The organism is Variovorax paradoxus, assembly GCF_040544635.1.
Classification (GTDB): domain Bacteria; phylum Pseudomonadota; class Gammaproteobacteria; order Burkholderiales; family Burkholderiaceae_C; genus Variovorax; species Variovorax paradoxus_R.
In genome coordinates this window covers 42,665-65,196 of sequence record NZ_JBEPKJ010000016.1, presented here as the reverse complement: position 1 = coordinate 65,196, position 22,532 = coordinate 42,665, and the positions used below count along the sequence as shown (strand labels likewise).

General features: G+C 65.9%; 24 protein-coding genes and 1 pseudogene. 11 read left to right on the top strand and 14 right to left on the bottom strand.

Annotation, left to right across the window (positions count from 1 at the left end; translation table 11 throughout):
* Positions 1-2: 2 nt before the first annotated feature.
* The 5 genes from ABIC94_RS23945 to ABIC94_RS23925 form a co-directional block, all read right to left on the bottom strand.
* Positions 3-983 carry a Bug family tripartite tricarboxylate transporter substrate binding protein gene (locus ABIC94_RS23945; RefSeq protein WP_354375483.1) on the bottom strand — a complete coding sequence of 327 codons (981 nt, stop codon included), beginning with the start codon at positions 981-983 and terminating at the stop codon, positions 3-5.
* Between the two features lie 99 nt (positions 984-1,082).
* Positions 1,083-2,048, bottom strand: a complete 966-nt coding sequence (locus tag ABIC94_RS23940) for a Bug family tripartite tricarboxylate transporter substrate binding protein (RefSeq protein ID WP_354375482.1) — start codon at positions 2,046-2,048, stop codon at positions 1,083-1,085.
* On the bottom strand, positions 2,045-2,851 hold the full coding sequence (locus ABIC94_RS23935) for a citryl-CoA lyase (RefSeq protein ID WP_354375481.1): 807 nt from the start codon (positions 2,849-2,851) through the stop codon (positions 2,045-2,047). Before ABIC94_RS23935 ends, ABIC94_RS23940 begins: the two co-directional genes overlap by 4 nt.
* Before the next feature lie 13 nt (positions 2,852-2,864).
* Positions 2,865-3,791: a dioxygenase gene (locus tag ABIC94_RS23930; protein ID WP_354375480.1), complete on the bottom strand. Its 927-nt coding sequence runs from the start codon at positions 3,789-3,791 to the stop codon at positions 2,865-2,867.
* 61 nt (positions 3,792-3,852) lie between these two features.
* Positions 3,853-5,016: a CaiB/BaiF CoA transferase family protein gene (locus ABIC94_RS23925; protein WP_354375479.1), complete on the bottom strand. Its 1,164-nt coding sequence runs from the start codon at positions 5,014-5,016 to the stop codon at positions 3,853-3,855.
* Positions 5,017-5,144: 128 nt separating this feature from the next.
* On the opposite strand from ABIC94_RS23925, the gene cynR reads away from it, so the two are divergent.
* Together cynR and ABIC94_RS23915 are read left to right on the top strand one after the other, a co-directional pair.
* The gene (gene cynR / locus ABIC94_RS23920) at positions 5,145-6,059 is read left to right on the top strand and encodes a transcriptional regulator CynR (RefSeq protein WP_354375478.1); all 915 of its coding nucleotides are present in this window, start codon (positions 5,145-5,147) and stop codon (positions 6,057-6,059) included.
* A gap of 58 nt (positions 6,060-6,117) precedes the next feature.
* Complete coding sequence (locus tag ABIC94_RS23915) at positions 6,118-7,029, top strand: beta-1,6-N-acetylglucosaminyltransferase (protein WP_354375477.1); 912 nt, start codon at positions 6,118-6,120, stop codon at positions 7,027-7,029.
* A gap of 6 nt (positions 7,030-7,035) precedes the next feature.
* On the opposite strand, the gene ABIC94_RS23910 is transcribed toward ABIC94_RS23915, so the two are convergent.
* Complete coding sequence (locus ABIC94_RS23910; protein WP_354375476.1) at positions 7,036-7,263, bottom strand: alpha/beta fold hydrolase; 228 nt, start codon at positions 7,261-7,263, stop codon at positions 7,036-7,038.
* Positions 7,264-7,375: 112 nt separating this feature from the next.
* Here ABIC94_RS23910 and ABIC94_RS23905 point away from each other — a divergent pair, with 112 nt between their 5' ends.
* The 5 genes from ABIC94_RS23905 (at position 7,376) to paoC (ending at position 12,714) form a co-directional block, all read left to right on the top strand.
* Entirely contained in the window at positions 7,376-7,654 is a 279-nt protein-coding gene (locus ABIC94_RS23905) for a hypothetical protein (protein ID WP_354375475.1), read from the top strand.
* A 25-nt stretch (positions 7,655-7,679) separates the two neighbouring features.
* Entirely contained in the window at positions 7,680-8,663 is a 984-nt protein-coding gene (locus ABIC94_RS23900) for an AraC family transcriptional regulator (protein WP_354375474.1), read from the top strand.
* A gap of 246 nt (positions 8,664-8,909) precedes the next feature.
* Positions 8,910-9,551, top strand: coding sequence for an aldehyde dehydrogenase iron-sulfur subunit PaoA (paoA, locus tag ABIC94_RS23895; protein ID WP_354375473.1), 642 nt, complete (start codon positions 8,910-8,912; stop codon positions 9,549-9,551).
* A complete protein-coding gene (locus tag ABIC94_RS23890; RefSeq protein WP_354375472.1) occupies positions 9,548-10,498 on the top strand; it encodes an FAD binding domain-containing protein in 951 nt (316 codons plus the stop codon). The genes paoA and ABIC94_RS23890 overlap by 4 nt, the downstream gene beginning before the upstream one ends.
* 5 nt (positions 10,499-10,503) lie before the next feature.
* Positions 10,504-12,714, top strand: coding sequence for an aldehyde oxidoreductase molybdenum-binding subunit PaoC (gene paoC / locus ABIC94_RS23885; protein WP_354375471.1), 2,211 nt, complete (start codon positions 10,504-10,506; stop codon positions 12,712-12,714).
* A 57-nt stretch (positions 12,715-12,771) separates the two neighbouring features.
* Here paoC and ABIC94_RS23880 read toward each other — a convergent pair whose 3' ends face one another.
* Genes ABIC94_RS23880 through ABIC94_RS23870 form a run of 3 tightly spaced genes read right to left on the bottom strand, consistent with a single transcriptional unit; the run spans position 12,772 to position 16,271 of the window.
* Positions 12,772-14,010, bottom strand: a complete 1,239-nt coding sequence (locus tag ABIC94_RS23880; protein WP_354375470.1) for a dihydrolipoamide acetyltransferase family protein — start codon at positions 14,008-14,010, stop codon at positions 12,772-12,774.
* Complete coding sequence (locus tag ABIC94_RS23875; RefSeq protein ID WP_354375469.1) at positions 14,011-15,024, bottom strand: alpha-ketoacid dehydrogenase subunit beta; 1,014 nt, start codon at positions 15,022-15,024, stop codon at positions 14,011-14,013. It lies immediately after the preceding gene.
* Positions 15,025-15,029: 5 nt separating this feature from the next.
* Positions 15,030-16,271, bottom strand: a complete 1,242-nt coding sequence (locus ABIC94_RS23870) for a 3-methyl-2-oxobutanoate dehydrogenase (2-methylpropanoyl-transferring) subunit alpha (protein WP_354375468.1) — start codon at positions 16,269-16,271, stop codon at positions 15,030-15,032.
* A 160-nt stretch (positions 16,272-16,431) separates the two neighbouring features.
* Between ABIC94_RS23870 and ABIC94_RS23865 the strand changes: the two genes are divergently transcribed.
* Positions 16,432-16,722: a DUF1330 domain-containing protein gene (locus ABIC94_RS23865; protein ID WP_354375467.1), complete on the top strand. Its 291-nt coding sequence runs from the start codon at positions 16,432-16,434 to the stop codon at positions 16,720-16,722.
* A gap of 52 nt (positions 16,723-16,774) precedes the next feature.
* Here the strand turns inward: ABIC94_RS23865 and ABIC94_RS23860 are convergent.
* Both ABIC94_RS23860 and ABIC94_RS23855 read right to left on the bottom strand, forming a co-directional pair.
* Positions 16,775-17,094: pseudogene (locus ABIC94_RS23860) on the bottom strand (alpha/beta fold hydrolase); the annotation flags it as partial.
* Between the two features lie 528 nt (positions 17,095-17,622).
* Positions 17,623-18,522: a LysR family transcriptional regulator gene (locus tag ABIC94_RS23855; protein ID WP_354375466.1), complete on the bottom strand. Its 900-nt coding sequence runs from the start codon at positions 18,520-18,522 to the stop codon at positions 17,623-17,625.
* 99 nt (positions 18,523-18,621) lie between these two features.
* On the opposite strand from ABIC94_RS23855, the gene ABIC94_RS23850 reads away from it, so the two are divergent.
* The 3 genes from ABIC94_RS23850 (at position 18,622) to ABIC94_RS23840 (ending at position 20,781) form a co-directional block, all read left to right on the top strand.
* A complete protein-coding gene (locus tag ABIC94_RS23850; protein ID WP_354375465.1) occupies positions 18,622-18,951 on the top strand; it encodes a nuclear transport factor 2 family protein in 330 nt (109 codons plus the stop codon).
* Entirely contained in the window at positions 18,948-19,730 is a 783-nt protein-coding gene (locus ABIC94_RS23845; protein ID WP_354375464.1) for an SDR family oxidoreductase, read from the top strand. The genes ABIC94_RS23850 and ABIC94_RS23845 overlap by 4 nt, the downstream gene beginning before the upstream one ends.
* A gap of 271 nt (positions 19,731-20,001) precedes the next feature.
* Positions 20,002-20,781 (top strand): alpha/beta fold hydrolase, encoded by a 780-nt coding sequence (locus ABIC94_RS23840; protein WP_354375463.1) that lies wholly within the window; start codon positions 20,002-20,004, stop codon positions 20,779-20,781.
* 241 nt (positions 20,782-21,022) lie between these two features.
* Here the strand turns inward: ABIC94_RS23840 and ABIC94_RS23835 are convergent, their stop codons facing one another.
* From ABIC94_RS23835 to ABIC94_RS23825, 3 genes are all read right to left on the bottom strand, one after another.
* Entirely contained in the window at positions 21,023-21,379 is a 357-nt protein-coding gene (locus ABIC94_RS23835) for a hypothetical protein (protein WP_354375462.1), read from the bottom strand.
* Positions 21,380-21,525: 146 nt separating this feature from the next.
* A complete protein-coding gene (locus ABIC94_RS23830) occupies positions 21,526-21,909 on the bottom strand; it encodes a hypothetical protein (RefSeq protein ID WP_354375461.1) in 384 nt (127 codons plus the stop codon).
* 366 nt (positions 21,910-22,275) lie between these two features.
* Complete coding sequence (locus ABIC94_RS23825; RefSeq protein ID WP_354375460.1) at positions 22,276-22,515, bottom strand: alpha/beta fold hydrolase; 240 nt, start codon at positions 22,513-22,515, stop codon at positions 22,276-22,278.
* Positions 22,516-22,532: the final 17 nt, after the last annotated feature.

The window sequence follows — 22,532 nt, the reverse complement described above, 5'->3', positions numbered from 1 at the left end:
CGTCAGTCCACCCGGATGTTACGGGCCTTCACGACGCGGCTGTAGATTTCCGCATCGCGGCGCACCATGGCGGTCATTTCGCCGCGTGTGACACCCAGCGGCTCGCTGTTGAGATCCCTGATGCGCTTGGCCAGGTCGGGGTCCTTGCTGGCTTCCACGAACACCGCATTGAAGCGGTTGAGCACCGCCGCCGGCGTGTTCGCGGGCGCCCAGATGCCGTGCCACGACATCATCGAAAAGCCCGGCATCACTTCTGACAGCGTGGGCACATCGGGCAAGGCCGGGTGGCGGGTGGGGCCCGAATACGCCAGTGCCTGCACGCGGCCGCTGCTGATCAGCGGGTACCCCGTGGCAATGGGCTCCATCAGCGTGTCGACCTGCCCGCCGACGAGATCGGCAATGGGGCTGGCACGATAGGGCACATGCAGCATGTTGATGCCCACCTCGTCTTTCAGCGACTCGACGATCAACTGCGACGGGCTTCCCGCGCCGTAGGAGGCGTGCGAGTAGGTGCCCGGCTTCTCCTTGGCCGCGGCCACCAGCTCCTTGATGGTCTTGGCCGGGAACTTGGCGTTCGCGATCAGCACGAGGCCCTGGCGCATCGTCGTGGCGACGGGGACCAGGTCCTTCTCCGGATCGAACGGGAGCTTGCTGTAGATGTACGGGTTGATCGTGAACGCCGTCGAGAGGTTGTAGAGGAAGGTGTAGCCATCCGCCGGCGCCTTGGCCACCGTGTCCGAGGCAAGGTTGCCGGCCGTGCCCGGCTTGTTGTCGATGAGCACGGGCACGCCGAGCTTCCGGCTCGCATAGTCGCCGTACATGCGCGCGAAGATGTCGGGCGGCGTGCCGGGGGCGAACCCCACCACGATCTTGATCGGCTTGCTCGGCCATTCCGGTGTTTGGGCACCTGCCAGGCCCGGGGCCAGGCTGCCGGCGAGGCCCAGCACCAGGCCGAGCATCGTCTTGAGGGTTGTCGAACGCATTTTTGTCTCCTTGGGCAACTCCGTGCCCGTGTTTTGGTCGATCCGTCTGCCGCCCGGTGTGGCCGGGCATCCGCTCTTTTTCTCTTCTTGTCTTTTTCTTCAATCCACCTGCGCACCCGAGCGGCGCACAGCCTCGCCCCATTTCGCGATCTCGGCCGTGCCGAAGGCGGCCATTTCCGCCGCAGTCATGGCCACGGGCTCGATGCCTTGTGCCGCCAGCTTGTCGCGCACCTCGGCTTGGGCAAGCACCGCCTGCGTGGCCTCGCGCAGGCGATCGCGTTGCGCGGCGGGCATGTCGGCCGGTGCATACAACATGAACCAGGCCACCAGGTCGAAGTCCGCGATGCCCTGCTCGGCCAGCGTGGGCACCTCGGGCGCGGCCATGCTTCGCCTGGCGCTCGATACGCCGAGCGCGCGCAGCTTGCCGGCGCGCACCTGCGGCAGCACGGCGGCCGGGTGATAGAACATGAACTGCACGTTCCCGGCCATCACCTCGGTGAGCGCCTGCGCGCCGTCGCGATACGGCACGTGCACGAAATCCTTGGCCAGCCGCAGGTTGAGCAGTTCGCCCGCAAGGTGGCCCGAGGTGCCGTTGCCGGCCGATGCAAAGCTCACCGACTTGCCGCTGGCCTGGCGCAGATCGGCCACGCTCTTCCACGGCGCCGCGGCCGGCACCACCAGCAGCGTGGGGGTGGCCCCGACGAAGCCCAGCGGCACGAAGTCGCGCTGCGGCTGGTAGGAAAGCCGCTTGTAGAGCGAGGCGTTGATGGCATGCGTGCCCACGGTGCCCAGCAGCACGGTCTGTCCGTCTGCCCCCGAGCGGGCCACCAATTCGCTGCCGATGGCACCGCCCGCACCGGGCCGGTTGTCGACGATCACCACCTGCGACAGCTGGCGCCCCAACGCTTCGGCCAGCACGCGCCCCACGATGTCGGTCGAGGTGCCGGCAGCGAAGGGCACCACCAGCTTGATGGGGCGGGCATTGCCGGCCTGGGCCCATGCGCTCCCCTGCGCAAGCATTGCGGCGGCGAGGCCTGCCGCTGCCAGGATCGCGCGGCGCTTCATGCCGCCTTCCCGAACCCCGGAGGCACGGTGCCGTCGTATTGCAGCTCGCGCGTCGCCTGGTAAGACAGCGCAAAGCCGCTCGGCGTTTCAGCCTCTTCCGCCAGGTGGGCAATGAGCCCCGCCGTGCGTGCGAGGATCGGCACGCCCCGCAGCGACGCCACCGGAAAGCCGACGCCCAGCAGCACCGCGGGAATCGCCGCGGAAACGTTCATTCGCAGGTCCTTGCCGACGATGCCCGGAATCACCTCTTCCAGCGCTTGCGCAATGCGCACGTAGCGCAGGTCGGCCCCCGCCTCTGTCGCCACTTCGATCAGGCGGTCGACGCGCGGATCGCGCTCCTTGTGAAGCGGATGGCCGTAGCCCGGAATGGCCGCACGCGCGGCCTTCAGTTCGGTGATGGCTGCCGTGGCTGCGTCGGGCAGCGCGGCACCCGCATCGACGCGCGCCGCCACGTCCATGAACAGGCGGCCGGCCGTTTCGGATGCACCGAGGATGACCGAGCCGCAGCCGAGGATGCCGGCCGCCACCGCGCCCTGCAGCGCATCGGGCGCCGCCGCGAAGGTCATGCGGCTGGCCTGCACGCTGGGCACGAGGCCGTGCTCGGCAATGGCCACCAGCGTGGCGTTGAGCACGGCGCTGCAGGCGGCATCGGGGCGGCGCCCGGTGAGCAGCAGGAAGAAGTAGTCGGCAAAGGACAGGTGCCCGATCAGCTCCTGGCACAGGTCCTGCCCGCGCACGACGATGGTGTGTTCGTCCGAGGTGCAGATGGCGGTGCTCGGGACGGTGGACTTTCCGATCTTCATGGGGCTTCGTCTTTCAGGCGTGTTGGGGTTCGAGGCGGAAGTCGTAGTGCGCCGACCAGTACGGCGTTTCCAGCGTCTTGCCATCGGGCGCGCGGCCCGCGGAGTGCGATTCGAAGTCGACGATCAGGCTCGGCCGCACGCCGAACACAGCATCGGATTCGATGTACGGGCTGCCCGCCACGAACAGGTGCGTGGTCACGGGCACATGGCCCGGCGCCGAAACCATCATGTGGATATGGCCGGGGCGGTTCGGGTGGCGGCCCATCGCATCCAGCATGCGACCCACGGGGCCGTCGACCGGAATCGGATAGAAGGTCGGGCGAATCGACCAGAACCAGTAGCGGCCTTCGCTGTCGGTGCGGATGCGACCGCGCGCGGCCATTTCGGCGCCTTCGATCTGCATGTCGTACACCCCCTCGCCGTCGCCCGACCAGATGTCGAGCAGCGCGCCTTCGAGCGGCCGGCCGTGGGTATCGGTCACGCGGCCGCTGTAGAAAGTGGGCTCGCCCCTGGCGCCCTGGGCCACGTCGGCGCCGAGCGGGAGATCGGGTGCGCCTTCCCAGTAGAACGGGCCCTGCACCGTGGCGTCGGTCGCGCGCGTGGCTTCGTTCACCTCGGTGGCTTCGGTAGCGCCGACCCCTGCCCGGCCACGCTTGCCGGCGGCGGCGCGCAGCTGGTCGAGCATCACCACCATCATCGAGGCGCCCAACGTGTCCGACAGCAGGATGAACTCCTGGCGCCTGTCGGTGCAGGTCTGGCCCACGGCCGTCAGGAACTCGATGCCCTGCATCCACTCGTCGGGCTTCAGGTCCACCTCGCGGATGAAGGCATGCAGATGGGTGATGAGCGACTGCATGATCTGCGCGAAGCGCGCATCGCCGGCGCCCTCCAGGCGCTGCAACACGGCTTGCGTCAGTTCGCTTTCGTTCGATGGGGTCATGTTCTGTTGTCTCCTGGCTCGTTTTGATTGAAAGGCTGCATTCAGGTCGGCGCCGAGGGCCTCAGCTTGCGCCGCCGCGCGGCTGCCCCAGGCGCTTGCGGATCGGATCGACGATGGACGCGTTGTCGGCCCCGAGCGTGGGCGGCGCCGTGACCTCCAGCGGGCGCTCGCCGTCGAAGCTCACGGGCGAGCGGATGGTGTGCCATTCACCGCCTTCGGGGTGCGGCGCGCTCACCTGCAGTTGCAGGTGCCGCGCCTGCGGGTCTTCCATGGCCTCGCGGGTGTCGTACATGGGTGCATGCGGCACGTCCTCGGCCTCGAGCCGGGCGCACCACGCGGCGCGGGTCTGCTGGCGGAACAGCTCGCCGAGCAGCGTGATCAGGTCTTCCTGGTGGGCGATGCGCGCCTCGCGCGAGGCAAAGCGCGGGTCCGCGAAAAGCTGCGGCCGCTCGATCGCGTTGGCCAGGCCCTGCCAGAACTTCTCGGGCGAGGACATGTGCAGCGCAATCCACAGGCCGTCCGCGCACTCCAGCACATAAGACTGCGACACGCTCGGCCGGCTGAACGGCCCCATGACCTCGCTCTCCGAAAAGAAGTGCGTGAACGCGTCGAGGTTGAAATGGCACATGGCTTCCAGCATCGACACTTCCACCGCGCGGCCGCGGCCGGTGCGGCCGCGTTCGACCAGCGCGCCGAGCACGCCGTAGGCGGCGTAGAAGCCGGTCATGGCGTCGGCGAGCGCCGGGCCCACCACGCGCGGATTGGCCGGGTTCACCAGCAGCTTGAGAAAGGCGCTCGCGGCTTGCGCCACCGTGTCGTAAGCGGGGCGCCCGGCTGCGGGGCCGGTCTGCCCGAAGCCGCTGATGGCGCAATACACCAGCCGAGGATTGAGCGCCCGCAGCCTGGACTCGCCCGCACCGAGCCGCTCGGCGGCGCCGGGGCGGAAATTCTGGATGTAGACGTCCGCGTCCTTGACGAGCTCGTCGAACACGGCCGCGTCCTCGGGCAGCTTTGGGTTGAGCGTAATGCTGCGCTTGTTGCGGTTGTAGGTCTGGAAGTGGGGGCTGTAGAGGCCGCCGCGAAAGGCCCGGAACGGATCGCCCGCGCCGGGCTGCTCGATCTTCACCACCTCGGCGCCCAGGTCGGCCAGAAACATGCCCGCGGCCGGCCCGGTGATGAACGTGCCTTGTTCCAGCACCTTGATGCCGCTGAGGACTTTTTGCACCGGGAAGTCTCCTGTGGGTTGTTGTTCGAGGGGCTGGAAGAAACTGTAGGCGGCGGCGGTCAATCCTGAAAATGATTGTTTTTCATCGTTAGCATCGATGCGATCGATCATCGCCTCCGGAGAACGCCGTGGAACTCAGGCACTTGCGCTACTTCATTGCCCTGTCGGGCTCGCTGAACTTCACGCGCGCCGCCGAACGCCTGCACGTGACGCAGTCGACCTTGTCGCACCAGATCAAGCAGCTCGAAGAGGAGATCGGCGTTCCGCTGTTCGACCGCATCGGCAGGCGCGTGAGCCTGACCGAGGCCGGCGACGAGTTTCTGCACTACTGCACCAAGGCGCTGCACGAAATCGACCTGGGGCTGGGTGCGCTGCGCCAGAACAGCTCGGAGGTGACGGGCGAGCTGCGCGTGGGCTCCACGCACACCTTCAATCTCGGCTTCATTCCTGACTGCATCGCCAGCTTTCATGGAAAGCACCCGCGCGTGAAGGTGGTGGTCGAGGAGCTCTCGGCCGACCAGATCGCCGCGCGGCTGCAGCAGGGCACGCTGGACCTGGGCATTGCCTACCGGCCGAGCGCGCCCGGGTCGCTTCAGTTCGAGCCGCTCTACAACGAGGAGATGGTGCTGGTGGTGGCGAAGAAGCACGCGCTCGCACGGCGCAAGCGCGTGCGCATGGTGGAACTGCATCGCCTGCCCATGGTGCTGCTGCCGGCCAGCTTTGCCACGCGCCAGATGCTCGACGAATGCTTTCGCTCCTGCGGCGCGCAACCCCACGTGGTGGCGGAGATCAACACGCTGGCGCCCATGATGGACCTGGTCGCCAAGACGCAGCTCGCGTCCATCATGGCCGCGAACGTCGTGACGGCGCAGTCGGGTCTCGTGGTCATCCGGCTGGAAAGCCCCACGCCGGTGCGCACGCCCGGCATGTTGTGGTCGCCCGTGGCGCGCGACGCGGCAGCCACGCGCGCGTTTTCGACCATCGTGCGCAAGCTGGCGCTGCGCAGCAGCCTGCAGGGTACCCAGTCGCGGGGCCCGAGCTAGTGTCCGGGGCATTCTTCTTGCATCATCGAAAGCCCGACAGCACTGACCACACCGCGATATGAGCCCGGTATTTCTATTGCTTGTCCATGCGGATCCACAGCAGGTCAAACGGCTGCTGCAGCGGCTCGTGTCCGTGGGCCGCTGCATTGTTCATGTCGATGCAAAGTCCGATCTTTCGGCTTTCCGCATCGAAGACTCGCGCGTGAGCTACGTGCACGACCGCATCGACGTGCGCTGGGGCGCCATCTCGCAGGTCGACGCCACCTTGAGGCTCATGCGCGCTGCGCTCGCAAGATGCGAGGCGTCGCAAGTGAGCCATTTCGTGCTGCTCTCCGGAAACTGCTACCCCGTGCGGCCGCTGGAAGAGCTCCGTGCCTACTCGCGCTCGCATGCGGGCATGAACTTCATCAAGATGATTCCCCTGGCGAGCTCGCGCAAGCTGCACGAGCGCATTCGGCATTTCTGGTTCTACGAAGACCTGCCGGTCGATGGACGCAAGTTCACGCTGGTGCGGCTGGCGCGTGGCCTTTTGCAACTGGCCGGCAAGCTCGGTCGCCGTTCGCTTTCGCTTTTTCCCCAATGGCATTTCGGCTCCCAGTGGTGGGCGCTCAATCCCGAAGCGGTGGGGTACCTCGTTTCGCATCCGCTCGAAGAGCCCGTGAAGCGCTTTCTGCGGTTCTCCAAGGCGCCGGACGAAATCTACTTTCATACCCTGCTCGCACATTCCCCGCTGCGGCACAGCGTGAAGCGCGTTAGCGGATCCGGCGTGTGGGACGCGGCCAACATGCACCTGATCGACCCCTCGCTGTCACGCTGGTTCCGCGCGGCGGACTACGAGGAGATCGTTGCGTCGGACAGGTGGTTCGTGCGCAAGGTAGGAAGCGGCGTCTCGGGCGACCTGTGCGACATGCTGGACGATATCGACGACGACGACGACTTGGCCTCGGAGCCAGACAGGAAGACTGCGTAGCGCGGTTCAGCCGTAGCGCCGCACGAAATCGGCGATCCGTTCCGCGCAATACGCGGCGTGGGTTTCGAGCAGCATATGCGGGCCATCCAGAACATGCGCTTCCATGCGCGGCAGGTCTTGCAGCCAGGAGAGGATCTCGGCGCAGTCGAAGTAGCTGTCATGCCTTCCCCACAGCATGAGTGCCGGCGGCTGATGGTCGCGCAGATATCGTGCGATGTCGTCGAAGCGGGACACGTAGTTTCCATAGTCCTTCACCAAGGCGCGTTGCAGCTCCAGATGGCCGGGCCGGCCCTTCAGACAACCGCGGGATGACGTTCCTGAAGGTACGCGACGAGCTCGGGAACCCATGCAGGAGCAAGACAGCCGGGTGGTTCCGGTTTCCGCCCGCCACGGCGGAAAGTTTGCAGCCTGCGATATCGAAGCTTTCGCGGCGTGCTGGTTCGGCTTTCATTCGTGGTTCTCCTTTCGTCAGTTGAATCAAGGGGTACGCTCCGGCCGCGGCAAGCGGGGCAAGTGCACGTTCTGGAGGGGCTCTCGACCAATCGTTTGCGCATTCCGCTCGATTTCTTGCCTGATCCTCTGGCGCTACCGCTCTTTTGCGGATGAAGATTTGCCCGAACGTTAGAGTGTTCCGCGGAGGCTCCAGCAACATGGCACCCAGATCCCACGACACGGCCGCCCAGCCCGTTCCGCCGCAAGAGGCCATGGTCCGCATCATCGGCGCGCGAACGGCGGGATCGGGCGACTTCGAGACGCTCATTGCCGGCCTGGCCTTCTTCCGGCGCGACGCCCCGGCACCGCCTGTGGTGTGCATGGTCGAGCCGAGCATCGTTCTTGTCGCTCAAGGCGCAAAGCAGATGTGGGTGGGCGGCGATGCCTATCCCTATGACGCGTCGCGCTTTCTCGTCACCTCGTTGAATGTTCCCGCCAATTCCGAAGTGCTGGCGGCAAGCCCTGAGCGGCCCTGCCTTGGGCTGATGCTGAAGCTGGACGTGCGGGTGCTGGCAGAACTGGTCGCGCAGGGCGGCCTGCCGCCGCATCGAGATCGTTCGCCCGGAGTGGGCGTGGGAATCGGCGTGGCAACACCCGCGCTGCTGGCGCCGTTCGGGCGGCTGCTGGAGCTGCTGGACGAGCCCGCGGCCATTCCCGTTCTTGCGCCCCTGATCCACCGCGAGATTCACTACCGGCTGCTGATGAGCGACCAGGCGCCCAAGCTGCGGCAGATCGCTTCCGTGGATGGACAGGGCTACCGGATTGCAAGAGCCATCGATTGGCTCAAGCTGAACTATGCCTCGCCGCTCCGCGTCGATGAGCTCGCAGCGCGCGTGCAGATGAGCACGCCCACGTTCCACCACCACTTTCGCCAGCTCACCGCCATGAGCCCGCTGCAGTACCAGAAGTGGCTGCGACTGAACGAGGCGAAGCGGCTGATGCTGAGCGAGCACTCCGACGCGGCGAGCGCCGCCTTCAAGGTCGGCTACGAAAGCCCTTCGCAGTTCAGCCGCGAATACAGCCGGTTGTTCGGTGCGCCGCCCAAGCGAGACATCGAGGAGTTGCGGGACGGCGCCCGCGGCGCCAACGTGCAAACGCATGCAAAAGACTTCGTTCGACGCCGCCCTGCTCTGAACGATTGAGCCTTTGTGCCACCGGCGCTTGCGCGCACAGAGGATCAGGCAATAAATGAAGCGGAATGCTCTATCGATTCCGCGTGTGCTGCCAGAAAAATGGCGATCCGGCCTTGCCTTTCGGGCCGAGGACTTTTTGCTGTCAGGGAACTCATCCGGCAACAAAGAGCCCGCCTCCTATTGCCATCGCTGATGGCTCGCGATATCAGCGGTGATCGCCCACGAACCCACGAACTTCGAACAACAGGAGCCCACATGGACAGTTCCACGCCCCCCCTCATCTCGCGCCGCGACGCCCTCATTGCAGGCGCCGCCACCGCTGCGGCGGTTTCGTCTTCCGCTCCTGCCGCGGCGGCGCCGGCTGCCCCCTCGGCGGCGGCAGGCCCCCGTGCGAAGCTATCGCTGACCGTCAACGGCAAGTCTCATTCGCTCGACCTCGATACGCGAACGACCCTGCTCGACGCACTGCGAGAACACCTGAACCTGACCGGCACCAAGAAGGGCTGCGACCACGGCCAGTGCGGCGCCTGCACCGTCATTGCCGACGGAAGGCGCATCAACTCCTGCCTGACGCTCGCCGTCATGCACGAGGGCGGGCAGATCACCACCATCGAAGGGCTTGGCACCCCGCAGAACATGCACCCGCTGCAGGCGGCATTCGTCAAGCATGACGGCTACCAGTGCGGCTACTGCACGCCGGGCCAGATCTGCTCGGCCGTCGGCGTGATCGACGAAGTGAAGCGCGGTGTGCCGAGCCACGTGAGCGCCGACCTCACCGCGCGCCCGATGCTCTCGGCCGAAGAGCTGCGCGAACGCATGAGCGGCAACATCTGCCGCTGCGGCGCCTATTCCAACATCGTCGATGCCATCACCGAAGTGGCGGGGAGCAGAACATGAAGCCGTTTACCTATGAGCGCGCGCAATCTCCCGCGCAGGCTGCCGCAGCCGTGGCCCGCAACCCGGGGGCCAAGTTCATCGCCGGCGGCACCAACCTGCTGGACCTGATGAAGCTGCAGATCGAAGCGCCGACGCACCTGGTCGACGTGAACGGTCTTGCCCTGGACAAGATCGAGCCGACATCCGAGGGCGGCTTGCGCATCGGCGCCATGGTGCGCAACACCGACCTGGCCGCCGACGAGCGCGTGCGCCGCGACTACGGCGTGCTGTCCCGCGCGCTGCTGGCCGGTGCCTCCGGCCAGTTGCGCAACAAGGCCACGACGGCGGGCAACCTGCTGCAGCGCACGCGCTGCCCCTACTTCTACGACACGGACCAGCCGTGCAACAAGCGCCAGCCCGGCAGCGGCTGCAGCGCCATCGGCGGCATCACTCGCCAGCATGCGGTGGTCGGCACGAGCAAGGCCTGCATCGCAACGCACCCGAGCGACATGGCCGTAGCGATGCGCGTGCTCGACGCGGCGGTCGAGACGGTGCGCCCCGACGGCCGCACGCGCGTGATTCCGATTGCGGATTTCCACCGCCTGCCGGGGGACACACCGCACATCGAAACGGCGCTGGAGCGGGACGAGCTGATTACCAGCGTGACGCTTCCCAAGTCCATCGGCGGCACGCAGATCTACCGCAAGGTCCGGGACCGTGCCTCCTATGCCTTTGCGCTGGTTTCGGTTGCGGCCATCGTGCAGCGCGACGGCACCGGTCGCGTGGCACTGGGCGGCGTGGCGCACAAGCCGTGGCGCCTGGAGGCCGCCGAGGCCGCGATGCCGCAAGGCGCCAAGGCGGTGACCGCGCAGCTGCTGGCCGGCGCGCAACCCACGCATGAGAACGCATTCAAGGTGTCATTGGCCGAGCGCGCGCTGGCTGCGGCGCTGGTGCAAGCGAGGAGCTGATCATCATGAAATTCGACACACCCGCCACGACCAACCCGATCGACCAGCTCAAGATCATCGGCAAGCCGACGGACCGGATCGATGGCCCCGTGAAAACCACGGGCTCCGCACGCTACGCCTATGAACGCAACACCGAAGTGCCCAACGCCGCCTACGGCTACGTAGTGGGCGCCGGCATCGCAAAAGGCCGCATCGCCTCGATGGACCTGAGTGCCGCCCGCGCGGCACCGGGCGTGCTGGCCATCGTCACCGCGCGCAATGCCGGCAAGCTGGGCAAGGGCGACTTCAATACGGCCAAGCTCCTGGGCGGGCCCGAGATCGATCATTACCACCAGGCGGTCGCGCTCGTCGTGGCCAACACCTTCGAACAGGCGCGTGCTGCGGCGCAGCTGGTGCGCGTCGAGTACACGCGTGCGCCGGGGCGCTTCGACCTTGCTGCAGAGATGGGTGCGGCCCAGTTGCCCAAACCCAATCCGTTTGCGGGCGAGCCGGAAACGAAAACGGGTGATTTCCCCGGCGCGTTCGCCACGGCCGCCGTCCAGTTCGATGCGACCTACACCACGCCCGACGAGTCGCACGCCATGATGGAACCGCACGCTTCCATTGCGCAGTGGAAGGGCGACAAGCTCACCGTCTGGACATCGAACCAGATGATCGCCTGGGGTGTCGGCGATGTGGCCAAGACGCTGGGCATTCCCAAGGCGAATGTCCGCTTGGTCTCGCCCTTCATCGGCGGCGGCTTCGGCGGCAAGCTGTTCGTGCGCGCGGATGCGGTGCTTGCCGCGCTCGGTGCTCGGGCGGCAAAACGGCCCGTGAAGGTGGCCTTGCAGCGGCCCTTGATGATGAACAACACCACGCACCGGCCGGCGACCATCCAGCGCATCCGCATCGGCGCCGCGAAGGACGGCAAGATCACCGCCATTGCCCACGAAGGCTGGTCCGGCGACCTGCCGGGCGGACAGCCCGAGACGGCGGTCAACCAGACCCGGCTGCTGTACGCCGGCGCCAACCGCCTGACGACCACGCGGCTGGCCGTGCTGGACCTGCCCGAGGGCAACGCCATGCGCGCGCCCGGCGAGGCGCCGGGCCTGATGGCGCTGGAAATCGCCATGGACGAGATGGCGGAAAAGCTGGGGCTCGACCCGATCGAGTTTCGCGTGCTGAACGACACGCAGGTCGACCCGGAGAAGCCGGAGCGTCCCTACTCCCAGCGCAAGCTGATCGAGTGCCTGCGCACAGGGGCCGAGCGCTTCGGCTGGAGCAAGCGCAACGCAGCCGCGGGACGGCAGCGCGACGGACGCTGGCTCGTGGGAATGGGCGTTGCCGCGGCATTCCGCAACAACCTCCTGATGAAGTCGGCCGCGCGTGTGCGCCTGGACAACCGGGGCATGGTCACGGTGGAAACCGACATGACCGATATCGGGACCGGGTCGTACACCATCATCGCGCAGACCGCCGCCGAAACGATGGGGGTGCCGCTCGACAGGGTCCTCGTGCGGCTGGGTGATTCGGCCTATCCGGTTTCGGCCGGGTCCGGCGGCCAGTGGGGCGGCAACAACTCGACCTCGGGTGTCTTTGCCGCGTGCATGAAGCTGCGCGAAGCCGTGGCGAGCAAGCTGGGGTTCGCTGCGGCCGAGGCGGAGTTCTCGGAAGGCATGGTGCGCGCCGGCGGGCGCGCGGTGCCGCTCGCCGAAGCAGCCGGCGCGAACGGCTTGGTGGCCGAGGACAGCATCGAGTACGGCGACCTCGACAAGAAGTACCAGCAGTCCACCTTCGGCGCGCATTTCGTGGAGGTAGGCGTCGACGCCGACACCGGCGAGATACGCGTCCGGCGCATGCTCGCAGTGTGTGCTGCCGGCCGCATCCTGAACCCCAAGTCGGCCCGCAGCCAGGTGATCGGCGCCATGACGATGGGCGTGGGAGGCGCGTTGATGGAAGAGCTGGCGCTCGACAAGCGGCATGGCTTCTTCGTGAACCACGACCTGGCGGGCTACGAGGTGCCGGTGCACGCCGACATCCCGCACCAGGAGGTGATCTTCCTGGACGAGACGGACCCGATCTCTTCGCCGATGAAGGCAAAGGGCGTGGGAGAGCTCGGCATGTGCGGCGTGGCGGCTGCGGTGGCCAACGCGGTCTACAACGCGACAGGCGTTCGGGTGCGCAACTATCCGATCACGCTCGATAAGCTGCTGGACCGCTTGCCACCGGTGGCGTGAGCTGAAGCGGTGTCGAACTCCGTCGAATTCCGTTAGCCGGGCCAGTTCAAACGCGGGCTATTCGACAAAAAGCAGGGCCGGGCATTCGAGCGAAGCCCGCACGGCCTGCACGAATTCGGCCGCAAGCTGGCCGTCGACCACGCGGTGGTCGAACGAGGACGACAGGTTCATCATGCGGCGCGCAACCACCGCACTGCCCTGCATCACCGGTCGCTGCACGATGCGGTTGACGCCGACGATCGCCACCTCGGGCGCGTTGATGATCGGCGTGGACGCAATGCCGCCCAGCGCGCCGAGGCTGGTGACGGTGATGGTCGAGCCGCTCAGTTCGTCGCGCGTGGCCCGGCCCGCGCGTGCGGCCTCGGCCAGGCGCACGATCTCGGTCGCGCTGGACCAGAGGTCGCGTGCTTCCGCGTGGCGTAGCACCGGCACCATGAGGCCGGCAGCGGTCTGGGTCGCGATGCCGACGTGCACCGCGCCGTGGCGCGTGAGCACGCCCACCTCGTCGTCGAAACGGGCATTGATCTGCGGAAAGCGCGGCACCGCCAGCACGACCGCACGCACCAGCAGCGGAAGCAGCGTGAGGTGCGCCCGCTCGCCGCCCCAGCGTTCGTTGATCTGCGCGCGCAGCAGCTCCAGCTCGGTCACATCGACTTCCTCGACGTAGGTGAAGTGCGGAATGCGGCGCATCGCATCCTGCATGCGCTGCGCGATGCGGCGGCGCACGCCGGTCACGGGCACGGCCTCTTCGTCGTTGCGCTCCGCGTAGCGCGGCAGGCTTGGCGCGTGCGTGCCCTGCTTGCGGACCAGCCAGGCGTCGAGGTCCTCGTGCAGGATGCGGCCGTCCGGGCCGCCGCCCGGCACCTGCTGAAGATCGATGCCGAGGGCCGTGGCCCTATGGCGCACCGCGGGCGCGGCGAGCGGCTTGCCGGCCGCCGACGGGAGCGCGTGCTCGGCCGGTGCCGGTGCCGGTGCCGGTGTTGCCATTGCTGCTGCAGATGCAGGCGCCGGCGCACGTGCGGGCGCAGCCGGCACCGCCTCCGCCCCACTGCCCGCCTCCACGTCGATCCGGATCAGCTCCGCGCCCACCGCGATCTGCTGCCCCACTTCGCCGCCGAGCGCGAGCACCCGGCCCGCGACCGGCGACGGGATCTCGACGGTGGCCTTGTCGGTCATCACATCGGCCAGCACCTGGTCTTCGGCCACCGCGTCGCCGGGCTGCACGCGCCACGCCACCAACTCCACTTCGGCAATGCCTTCGCCGAGGTCCGGCACCTTGATTGCATGCGTGCCCATTCAGTTCTCCATGACGCGCCGGAAGGCCGCGCCGACGCGCGCCGGGCCCGGAAAGTAGGCCCACTCCTGCGCATGCGGATAGGGGGTGTCCCAACCGGCCACGCGTTCGATCGGCGCCTCCAGGTAGTGGAAGCAATGTTCCTGCACCAGTGCCGTGAGCTCGGCACCGAAGCCGCTGGTGCGCGTGGCCTCGTGCACGACCACGCAGCGGCCGGTCTTCTTCACCGAAGCGACGAGCGTCTCCAAGTCCAGCGGCCACAGGCTGCGCAGGTCGATGATCTCGGCGTCGATGCCGGTCTCCTTCGCAGCCGCCTCCGAGACGTAGACCATGGTGCCGTAGCTGATCACCGTCAGGTCGGCGCCGGGCCGGAACACGGCGGCCGACTCCAGCGGCACCGTGTAGTAGCCCTCGGGCACCTCGCCCAGCGGATGGGCCGACCAGGGCACCAGCGGCCGGTCGTGGTGGCCGTCGAAGGGCCCGTTGTACAGCCGCTTGGGCTCGAGAAAGATGACGGGGTCGTCGTTTTCGATGGAAGAGATCAGCAGGCCCTTGGCGTCGCGCGGGTTGGAGGGCATTACCGTGCGCAGCCCGCAGACGTGCGTGAACAGCACCTCCGGGCTCTGGCTGTGCGTCTGGCCGCCATAGATGCCGCCGCCGCAGGGCATGCGGATGGTGATCGGCGCGGTGAAATCGCCCGCCGAGCGGTAGCGCAGACGCGCCGCCTCGGACACGATCTGGTCGTAGGCCGGATAAACGTAGTCGGCGAACTGCACTTCCACCACGGGGCGCAAGCCGTAGGCCCCCATGCCGATGGCCGAGCCGACGATGCCGCCCTCGTTGATCGGCGCGTCGAACACGCGCGAGCGGCCGTACTTGGCCTGCAGGCCTTCGGTGCAGCGGAACACGCCGCCGAAGTAGCCCACGTCCTGGCCGTAGACGATCACGTTGTCGTCGCGCTCCAGCATCACATCCATGGCGGAGCGCAGGGCCTGGATCATGGTCATCGAGGCCATGGCCGTCATCCCTCCGACGACAGCTGTTCGCGCTGCCGCTTCAGGTGTTCGGGCATGTCTTTGTAGACGTCCTCGAACATGGTCGCGGCGCCGGCGACATGGCCGTCGGCCATGGAGCCGAAGCGCTCGGCCTCCTTCAGCGCGGTGCTTACCTGCGCCTCCAGGTCTGCCTGGGTCTGGTCGTGCTCCTGCTGCGACCAGGCGCCGATCGCCGTCAGGTGCTGCGCCAGGCGCGGGATCGGATCGCCCAGCGGGAAATGCGCCCAGTCGTCGGCCGGCCGGTACCTCGACGGATCATCCGAGGTCGAATGCGCGCCGCCGCGGTAGGTGACCCATTCGATCAGCGTCGGTCCGAGGTTGCTGCGGGCGCGCTGTGCGGCCCAGCGCGAGGCGGCCAGCACGGCGAGGAAGTCGTTGCCGTCGACACGCAGCGAGGCGATGCCGCACCCCACGCCGCGCCCCGCAAAGGTGGTGGCCTCGCCACCAGCGATGGCCTGGAAGGTCGAGATCGCCCACTGGTTGTTGACCACGTTGAGGATCACCGGCGCGCGGTACACGTGCGCGAAGGTCAACGCCGTGTGGAAGTCGGACTCAGCGGTGGCGCCGTCGCCGATCCAGCCCGATGCGATGCGCGTGTCGCCCTTGATCGCCGAGGCCATGCCCCACCCCACCGCCTGGATGAACTGCGTGGCCAGGTTGCCCGAGATCGAGAAGAAGCCGGCCCGCTTCATCGAATAGCACACCGGCAGCTGCCGCCCCTTGAGCGGGTCGCGCTCGTTGGACATCAGCTCGCAGATCAATTCAAGCAGCGTTACATCGTCGCGCGCCAGCAGCAGGCCCTGCTGGCGGTAGGTGGGAAAGCACATGTCGCCCTGCTGCAGCGCCAGCGCGTGGCCGATGGCAATGGCCTCTTCGCCGAGGCACTGGATGTAGAACGAGATCTTCTTCTGCCGCTGAGCGATCAGCATGCGGGCATCGAAGGCACGCGTCTTCATCATCGCGCGCAGGCCACGGCGCAGCAGTTCGGGGTCGGCCTCCGGCGCCCACGGGCCGACCGCACGGCCCTCGTCGTCGAGCACGCGCACCAGCGTGTAGGCCAGATCGCTGGTGTCGGCCGGCGATGCGTCGATCGGCGGTTTGCGCACCTCGCCGGCACGCGACAGATGGAGATAGGAAAAGTCGGTTTCATGCCCCGGCCGCCCGGTGGGCTCCGGCACATGCAGACGAAGAGATGCGCCCTGGCTCATCGCGTTGTCTCCGCGCTCGATGGAATCGCTCGCCAGCAAAGCCTAGCGAATTTCAGGCCGGAGCGCAGTCGGTCAACCGCCTATTTCTTGCATGCCGTGCTTCGGCAAGGCGGCCACGGGCGAGCTATATTGTTCGCTCAGCAACACAGAGAAAATCACCATGGCAAAAGCCTATTGGGTCAGCGCTTACCGTGCCGTCAAGGACGCCGACAAACTTGCGGCCTACGCAAAACTGGCGGGTCCGGCGATCACTGCCGGGGGCGGGCGTTTCCTCGCACGCGGCATGCCCGCCAAGGTCTACGAGTACGGTTTGGCCCAACGCACCGTGCTGATCGAGTTCGACAGCGTCGAGCAAGCCACAGCCGTGCATGACAGCCCCGACTACCAAGCCGCGCTTGAAGCGCTGGGCGACGGGGCCGAACGGGATCTGCGGATCATCGAAGGGGCCTGAGCGGCCGAGGTTTGAGTCCGGCCAGTTGCCGCAGCGGCCAGGCCTGATTGCGCGGCGGACCGGAAAAACGCCGCTCAGCCTGCACCAGCGGGGAGCCTTGGGGGCTGATTGCCACCGGATCGATCAGGACCATCGAGCGATAGTCCAGGCCATTCAGGAGATGGCCGCGCAGAGCGCTCCATAGCCCAGCATGTCGAAGTAGAAAACACGCCGTTCGCGAGCGAGAAATGGCGCAATCCGCCGCCACTCGCCCGACGAAAATGGCGTGCCGTGAAGAACCACGGCCGGCGGTCCGTTGCCGATCGATCCCCACGCAATGGCATGTCCTTGGAAGTCGAAACGTTCGGGCAAATTCCATTCATTACCGGGCATCGCGGCTCCTTTTCCGGTGGCGGGCTTTTGACGACTCTCCAACAACGCCAGTCGCAGAAGCTGATTCAGGTCTCAGGGTCACTTTGCAATCAAAGATTGTCATGAGGCGAATCGCAACGGACGAACGCGGCTTGATAGCCCTCGCCGATAAGAGGGGTTCCGGAAAAGATCGATCTGTGTCCATCATTCATGCGCTGCGAGCGACGGAGAATCAGCCCCTCGCTTGAGCCGCGCCTCCGAGGCCGGGGAGCGCAGCGTCATTGGACGTCTGCTATCGGTAATTGCGAACGTCTCTTTGGGAGCGCAAACCAGAAGTTCGCTTCGCTCCAAAGCTGACGCTCTACGCTTGTCTTAGCCGCCGTCGAAGGCGGTCCGCTGGAATAGACGGCTAGCTCGCAGGGCCGAAACCCACGAGCTGCTGTCTCAGCCAAGCCTGAAAGGCTTCCTCGGTGATCGGGGAGGATTCCAGCCCTCGATGCATCAACGTTCTTCTGAGTCTCAAAGACGAGTGTTCAGAGTCGATTTGGCTCAGGCATCTTTGTCCAGCATGCAGTCTATGAAGGCGCGCAGCGCGGCCGGGATGTGGCGCCGGCTGGGGTGATACAGGAACAGCCCTGGCCGCGCAATCGACCAGTCGGCAAGAACTTCCATCAGGCGCTGCTGGGCGAGCAGCGCATCGACTCGTTCGCGATCGAAGGCATAGGCGATTCCCAGTCCTTGCAGTGCAGCCGCGACGCCCATGTCTGAATGATTGGTGACCAACGGTCCGTCCACCGCCACCTCGGTCCGCTTGCCCTTCTTTTCGAACTCCCAGCGGTAGGCACTCCCGTCGCTCTGGAGCCGCCAGTTGATGCAGGCGTGGCCGTGCAGATCGGACGGTGACCGCGGGGTGCCGCGGCGCTCCAGATAGTCCGGGGATGCCACGGCCACCATCTTCACATCCGGCGTCAAACGCACGGCGATCATGTCCTTTTCCAGCTTGCCTCCGACGCGGATGCCAGCGTCGAATCGACCCGCGACGATGTCGCTCAATCCGTTATCGACCACGATGTCCAGTGTGACCTCCGGGTGCGCCCGGTGAAACCGGCCCAGGCGGGGGCCGATCACCGCCCAGGCGGCCATCCCGAGGGTGTTGATGCGCAGCGTGCCGCGCGTCTGACCTGCCATGGCGCTCGCTTCGTTCACCGCATCGGCCATCTCCTGAAAGAGCGGCGCGATGCGCCCGTACAACTGCGCCCCGGTCGCGGTGGTGGCAACGCTGCGGGTCGTGCGGTTCAGCAAACGCGTACCGAGCCGCGTTTCCAGCTGTCGGATGGTCTGGCTCAGCGCGGAAGCAGACAGCCCCAAATGCTCCGCGGCGCGGGCAAAGCTCGCGCGTTCCACCACCGCGGCAAAAGCCTTGAGCTCAGCAAATTCCGCTCCGCGCATTGTGTATCGTCCTCTACATAGCTCGTGAAGATTCTAGAGGATTCACTAATTGGTCCACGACACGCATCCTTGCGACTTCACTTCCAAGACGTCGTCACCATGAGCACCCTGACCCTTCCCGATCCGATCTCCGCCTACTTCGTGGCCGACGCACAGAGCGCCGAGGCACTGGCCCGTTGCTTCACTCCGCAAGCCAGCGTGAAGGATGAAGGCCGCACCCACACCGGCCGCCGCGCGATTCAAGAATGGAAGGCCGCGGCAGCGACCCGGTACCGGTACACCGTCGCGCCGTTTGCGCTGCATCAGGAGGAGGAAGCCCACGTCGTTCGGGCTCACTTGGCCGGCAATTTCCCTGGCAGCCCGCTCGACCTTCAGTATCGCTTCCGGCTCGAACGCGGCTTGATCGCCTCGCTGGAGATCACGGCATGAGCTTCGATCTTCAACTCCGAGGGCAGCGAGCGCTGGTCACTGGCGGGACCAAGGGTGTCGGCGCGGCGGTCGTTCAAGGTCTGCGCGATGCCGGCGTGCAGGTGATGGCCACGGCGCGCTCCGCGCCCGCGCGGTCGATCGGGGACGTAATCCATGTTGCTGCCGATCTTTCGACGGCCGAGGGCGCCGCCAAGGTCGCACAGTCGGTGCTCGACCATTGGGGCGGCGTCGACATCCTGGTCAACGTGCTCGGCGGCTCCAGTGCACCAGGCGGCGGCTTTGCAGCCCTTGATGATGCGCGCTGGTTCGCTGAACTGAACCAGAATCTCATGCCCGCCGTCCGACTCGATCGCGCACTGCTGCCCGCCATGCTCGCGCAGGGTTCAGGCGTCATCGCCCACGTCAGCTCGATCCAGCGCCTGCTGCCATTGCCGGAATCCACGACCGCCTATGCGGCGGCCAAGGCGGCGTTGTCTACTTACAGCAAGGCGTTGTCGAAGGAGGTGACACCCAAGGGCATTCGCGTGTTGCGCGTGTCGCCGGGGTGGGTCGAGACCGAAGCGTCGGTGGCGCTGGCCGAGCGCCTTGCCGATCAGGCCGGCACCGACTACGAGGGCGGCAAGCGGATCATCATGCAATCGCTTGGCGGCATTCCGCTTGGCCGGCCGGCCAGACCGCAAGAAGTCGCCGACCTGATCACGTTCCTTGTGTCACCACGGGCGGGCTCGATCTCGGGTTCGGAGCACTTGATAGACGGGGGAACCGTCCCGACGGTCTAGGCGCGCCGGTTGCATCGGCAGCTGCATCTCGAACATGAAGCAGGCCAGCGGCCCGCGCATCCCGCGAGGGGGTGTTCGTGTGCGTCCGATCTCCGATGTGCTCGTCGTGCCGCACATCTTTATTGCTTGATTTCGATAAATTGCACAACGCCGTTTTGTCAATATGCGATCTGTTCGCTTAAACATCCGACTTTGCAGCCATCTTCGCAACCCTGTTCAGCACGTTTTTTTCTACCATTCCAATCTTTCCATCCACCGCTCAGGATCCCCAATGAACTCACTGATTCGCAAGCTTTTCATCGCCGCTGCGACCACTGCCAGCATCGTCGGCCCCGGTGGCGGCGCACATGCGCAACTGGTGCAAGCAAAAAATGTTGTGCTGGTGCATGGCGCCTTTGCCGATGGATCGGGCTGGCGGAGTGTCTATGACGAGCTGACCAACAGAGGCTACCGGGTCACCATTGTTCAGAATCCTCTGACTTCGTTGGCCGACGACGTGGCGGCGACCCAGCGGGCGCTCGCCCGCCAGGACGGCCCCACGATCCTCGTCGGTCACTCCTGGGGGGGCACGGTCATCACCGAGGCCGGCATGAACCCGAAGGTGGTGGGTCTCGTCTATGTCAGCGCTCTCTCGCCCGACGCCGGCGAGACCACGAGCGAGCAGTACGCCGGATTCAGTGCCCCCGACTTCGTGATCGACACGCAAGCAGACGGCTACGGATTCGTCAGTCTGGAGAAGTTCAAGATCGGCTTCGCCGGTGATGCCAGCGATGCGGACGCCGCGTTCTTGCGTGACTCGCAGGTGCCGATCAACATGTCGGTGTTTGCGACCAAGCTCAATCACGCCGCATGGCGAACCAAGCCAAGCTGGGCGGTGATTGCGACCGAGGACAAGGCCTTCGACGTGCGGATGCTGCACAAGATGGCCCGGCGCATTGGTGCCGCGGTGGAAGAGGTGAAGGCAAGCCATGCGGTCTTCATGACCCAGCCGAAGAAAGTCGCCGACGTGATCGATCGTGCTGCCAGGCAAGCGGGGCGCAAGGTCCCGTGATGCCGTTGAATGCAAGACAGTCCGGCTTCAGCGGCTGAGCATCCCACTCGCGCGCGGCGGATCGCGCGTGCGAGAGCGCCGATGCGGTCCCTCGCCTTGCCCGTGCCGTCGACAAAGTCGCGGCGTATGCCGCCCTGGGCGGCGGGCCCTCACTGTTCGCTGTTGGCCGACTGAAGTCGGACACGCGACCGTTACGAACGGAGGTCGCCCGCCTCCATCGCAGTTCGACACCCCTCCGGCGCTACTCTCGGAACCAAATCTTGAGCGTCACATAGACCGCATAGCTCAGGCCAAGCAGCAGCCAAGCGAGGGTAAACATGTTGGCCCAGTAATCGCCAGCGTTTGCCGCCAGGGTGTAGATCTGATTCCTGCAAGCCTTGCCGACGCATGGCACCTCACCCCGAACCAGCGCGCGCAGAAACGCAAACAAGAGGTAGCAGGCTATGCCAGTAAACACGAGCAATCCCACCGGCCCTACAAGTCCTTCGGTGCGCTCGCCGTTCTCATTCCAGCGCGGCTTCCGAAGCAAGTTTTGCCCGAATCTGTAGCAGGCAAATCCGAGCAGGAGCATCAGCACGTAGTAAATAGCGGCACGCATGTCATCGAATCGTTTGCGGTAAGGGGAAGAGCGTCGACGGGATGATATCTGAGCAATGGGCGCACATTGGCGAACGGGAGTCGGAGCGCACCACAGGTGCCCTACCGTTCCACGTGAGACACGCAACCCGGCTTGTCCACTCCTGACTACGCTCCGCTGCCTTTCCCATACCGCTGCTCACGGGACCGAATCTTGAGCGTCACGTACATCGCATAGCTGAGGCCGAGCACCATCCACAGGAGGTAGAACATGCTGGACCAGTATTCGGCAGCATTCGCCGCAAGGATATAAAGCTGCTCTTTGCAGCCTTTGCCGAGGCATTCCACTTCTCTTAGCGCCAACGCGCGCAACATTAAAAATAATAGAAAGAAGTTCACCCCGGCCATTACCAGAAGCCCAAAGGCCCCCTTGACCCCTTTGGTGCGTTCGACGCTCCCATCGCCAGGCGCCTTGTGAAGCAGGTTCTGCCCATATTTGTAGAAGGCGAATCCAAGGATGAGCATCAGCGAGTAATAGATGACGTGTCGCATTTTGTGAGTTGCCCATGACGGCAGATTTCGCCACAACGGACGAAGATTGCGTGATCCTAACGCGGTACGAAGGTCAACTTTTGGCGACTGTAGCCGGTCGGCGGATCGGAGCTTAGGGCTCTGAGCGGCCATCCGGCCATCTCGAAAGCGGTCGCTCGCGAGAGCGCTGCCACTCGTGCGCTCGGCTTCCTACACGTACTCCAGGAGGATCCTCGTGAAAGCTGCTGGGGCCAGCCGCGGAACATCATGTGCGCAGTCGAGGCCATGCGTGGCCCATTCAGGGTCTAGTCGCAGACGTTCGTACAGCTCGATGAACGGACTTCCTTCCCAGCCGCATGCGGCGATGAAGGCTTTGCGGCGCGCAAGTCAAACTATCCGCCCCCCATACGAATGACCGACGAGAACGGCACGCGTATCGCGCCCGCGAACCGCTTGAACCACCTCGTTGATATGGCGCTCGAGATTGGTCCCATTCGCAGGCTCGTCACCCAGCCCTGACAAAGTGAGCGCCTGAACTTCGTGGCCTTCGCTTGATAGCGCATTGCTGACAGCGTCGAATGCCCAGGCTCCGTGCCAACCACCTGGCACCAAAATGAATCTTGCCATCTGATTTGTCCTCTCGA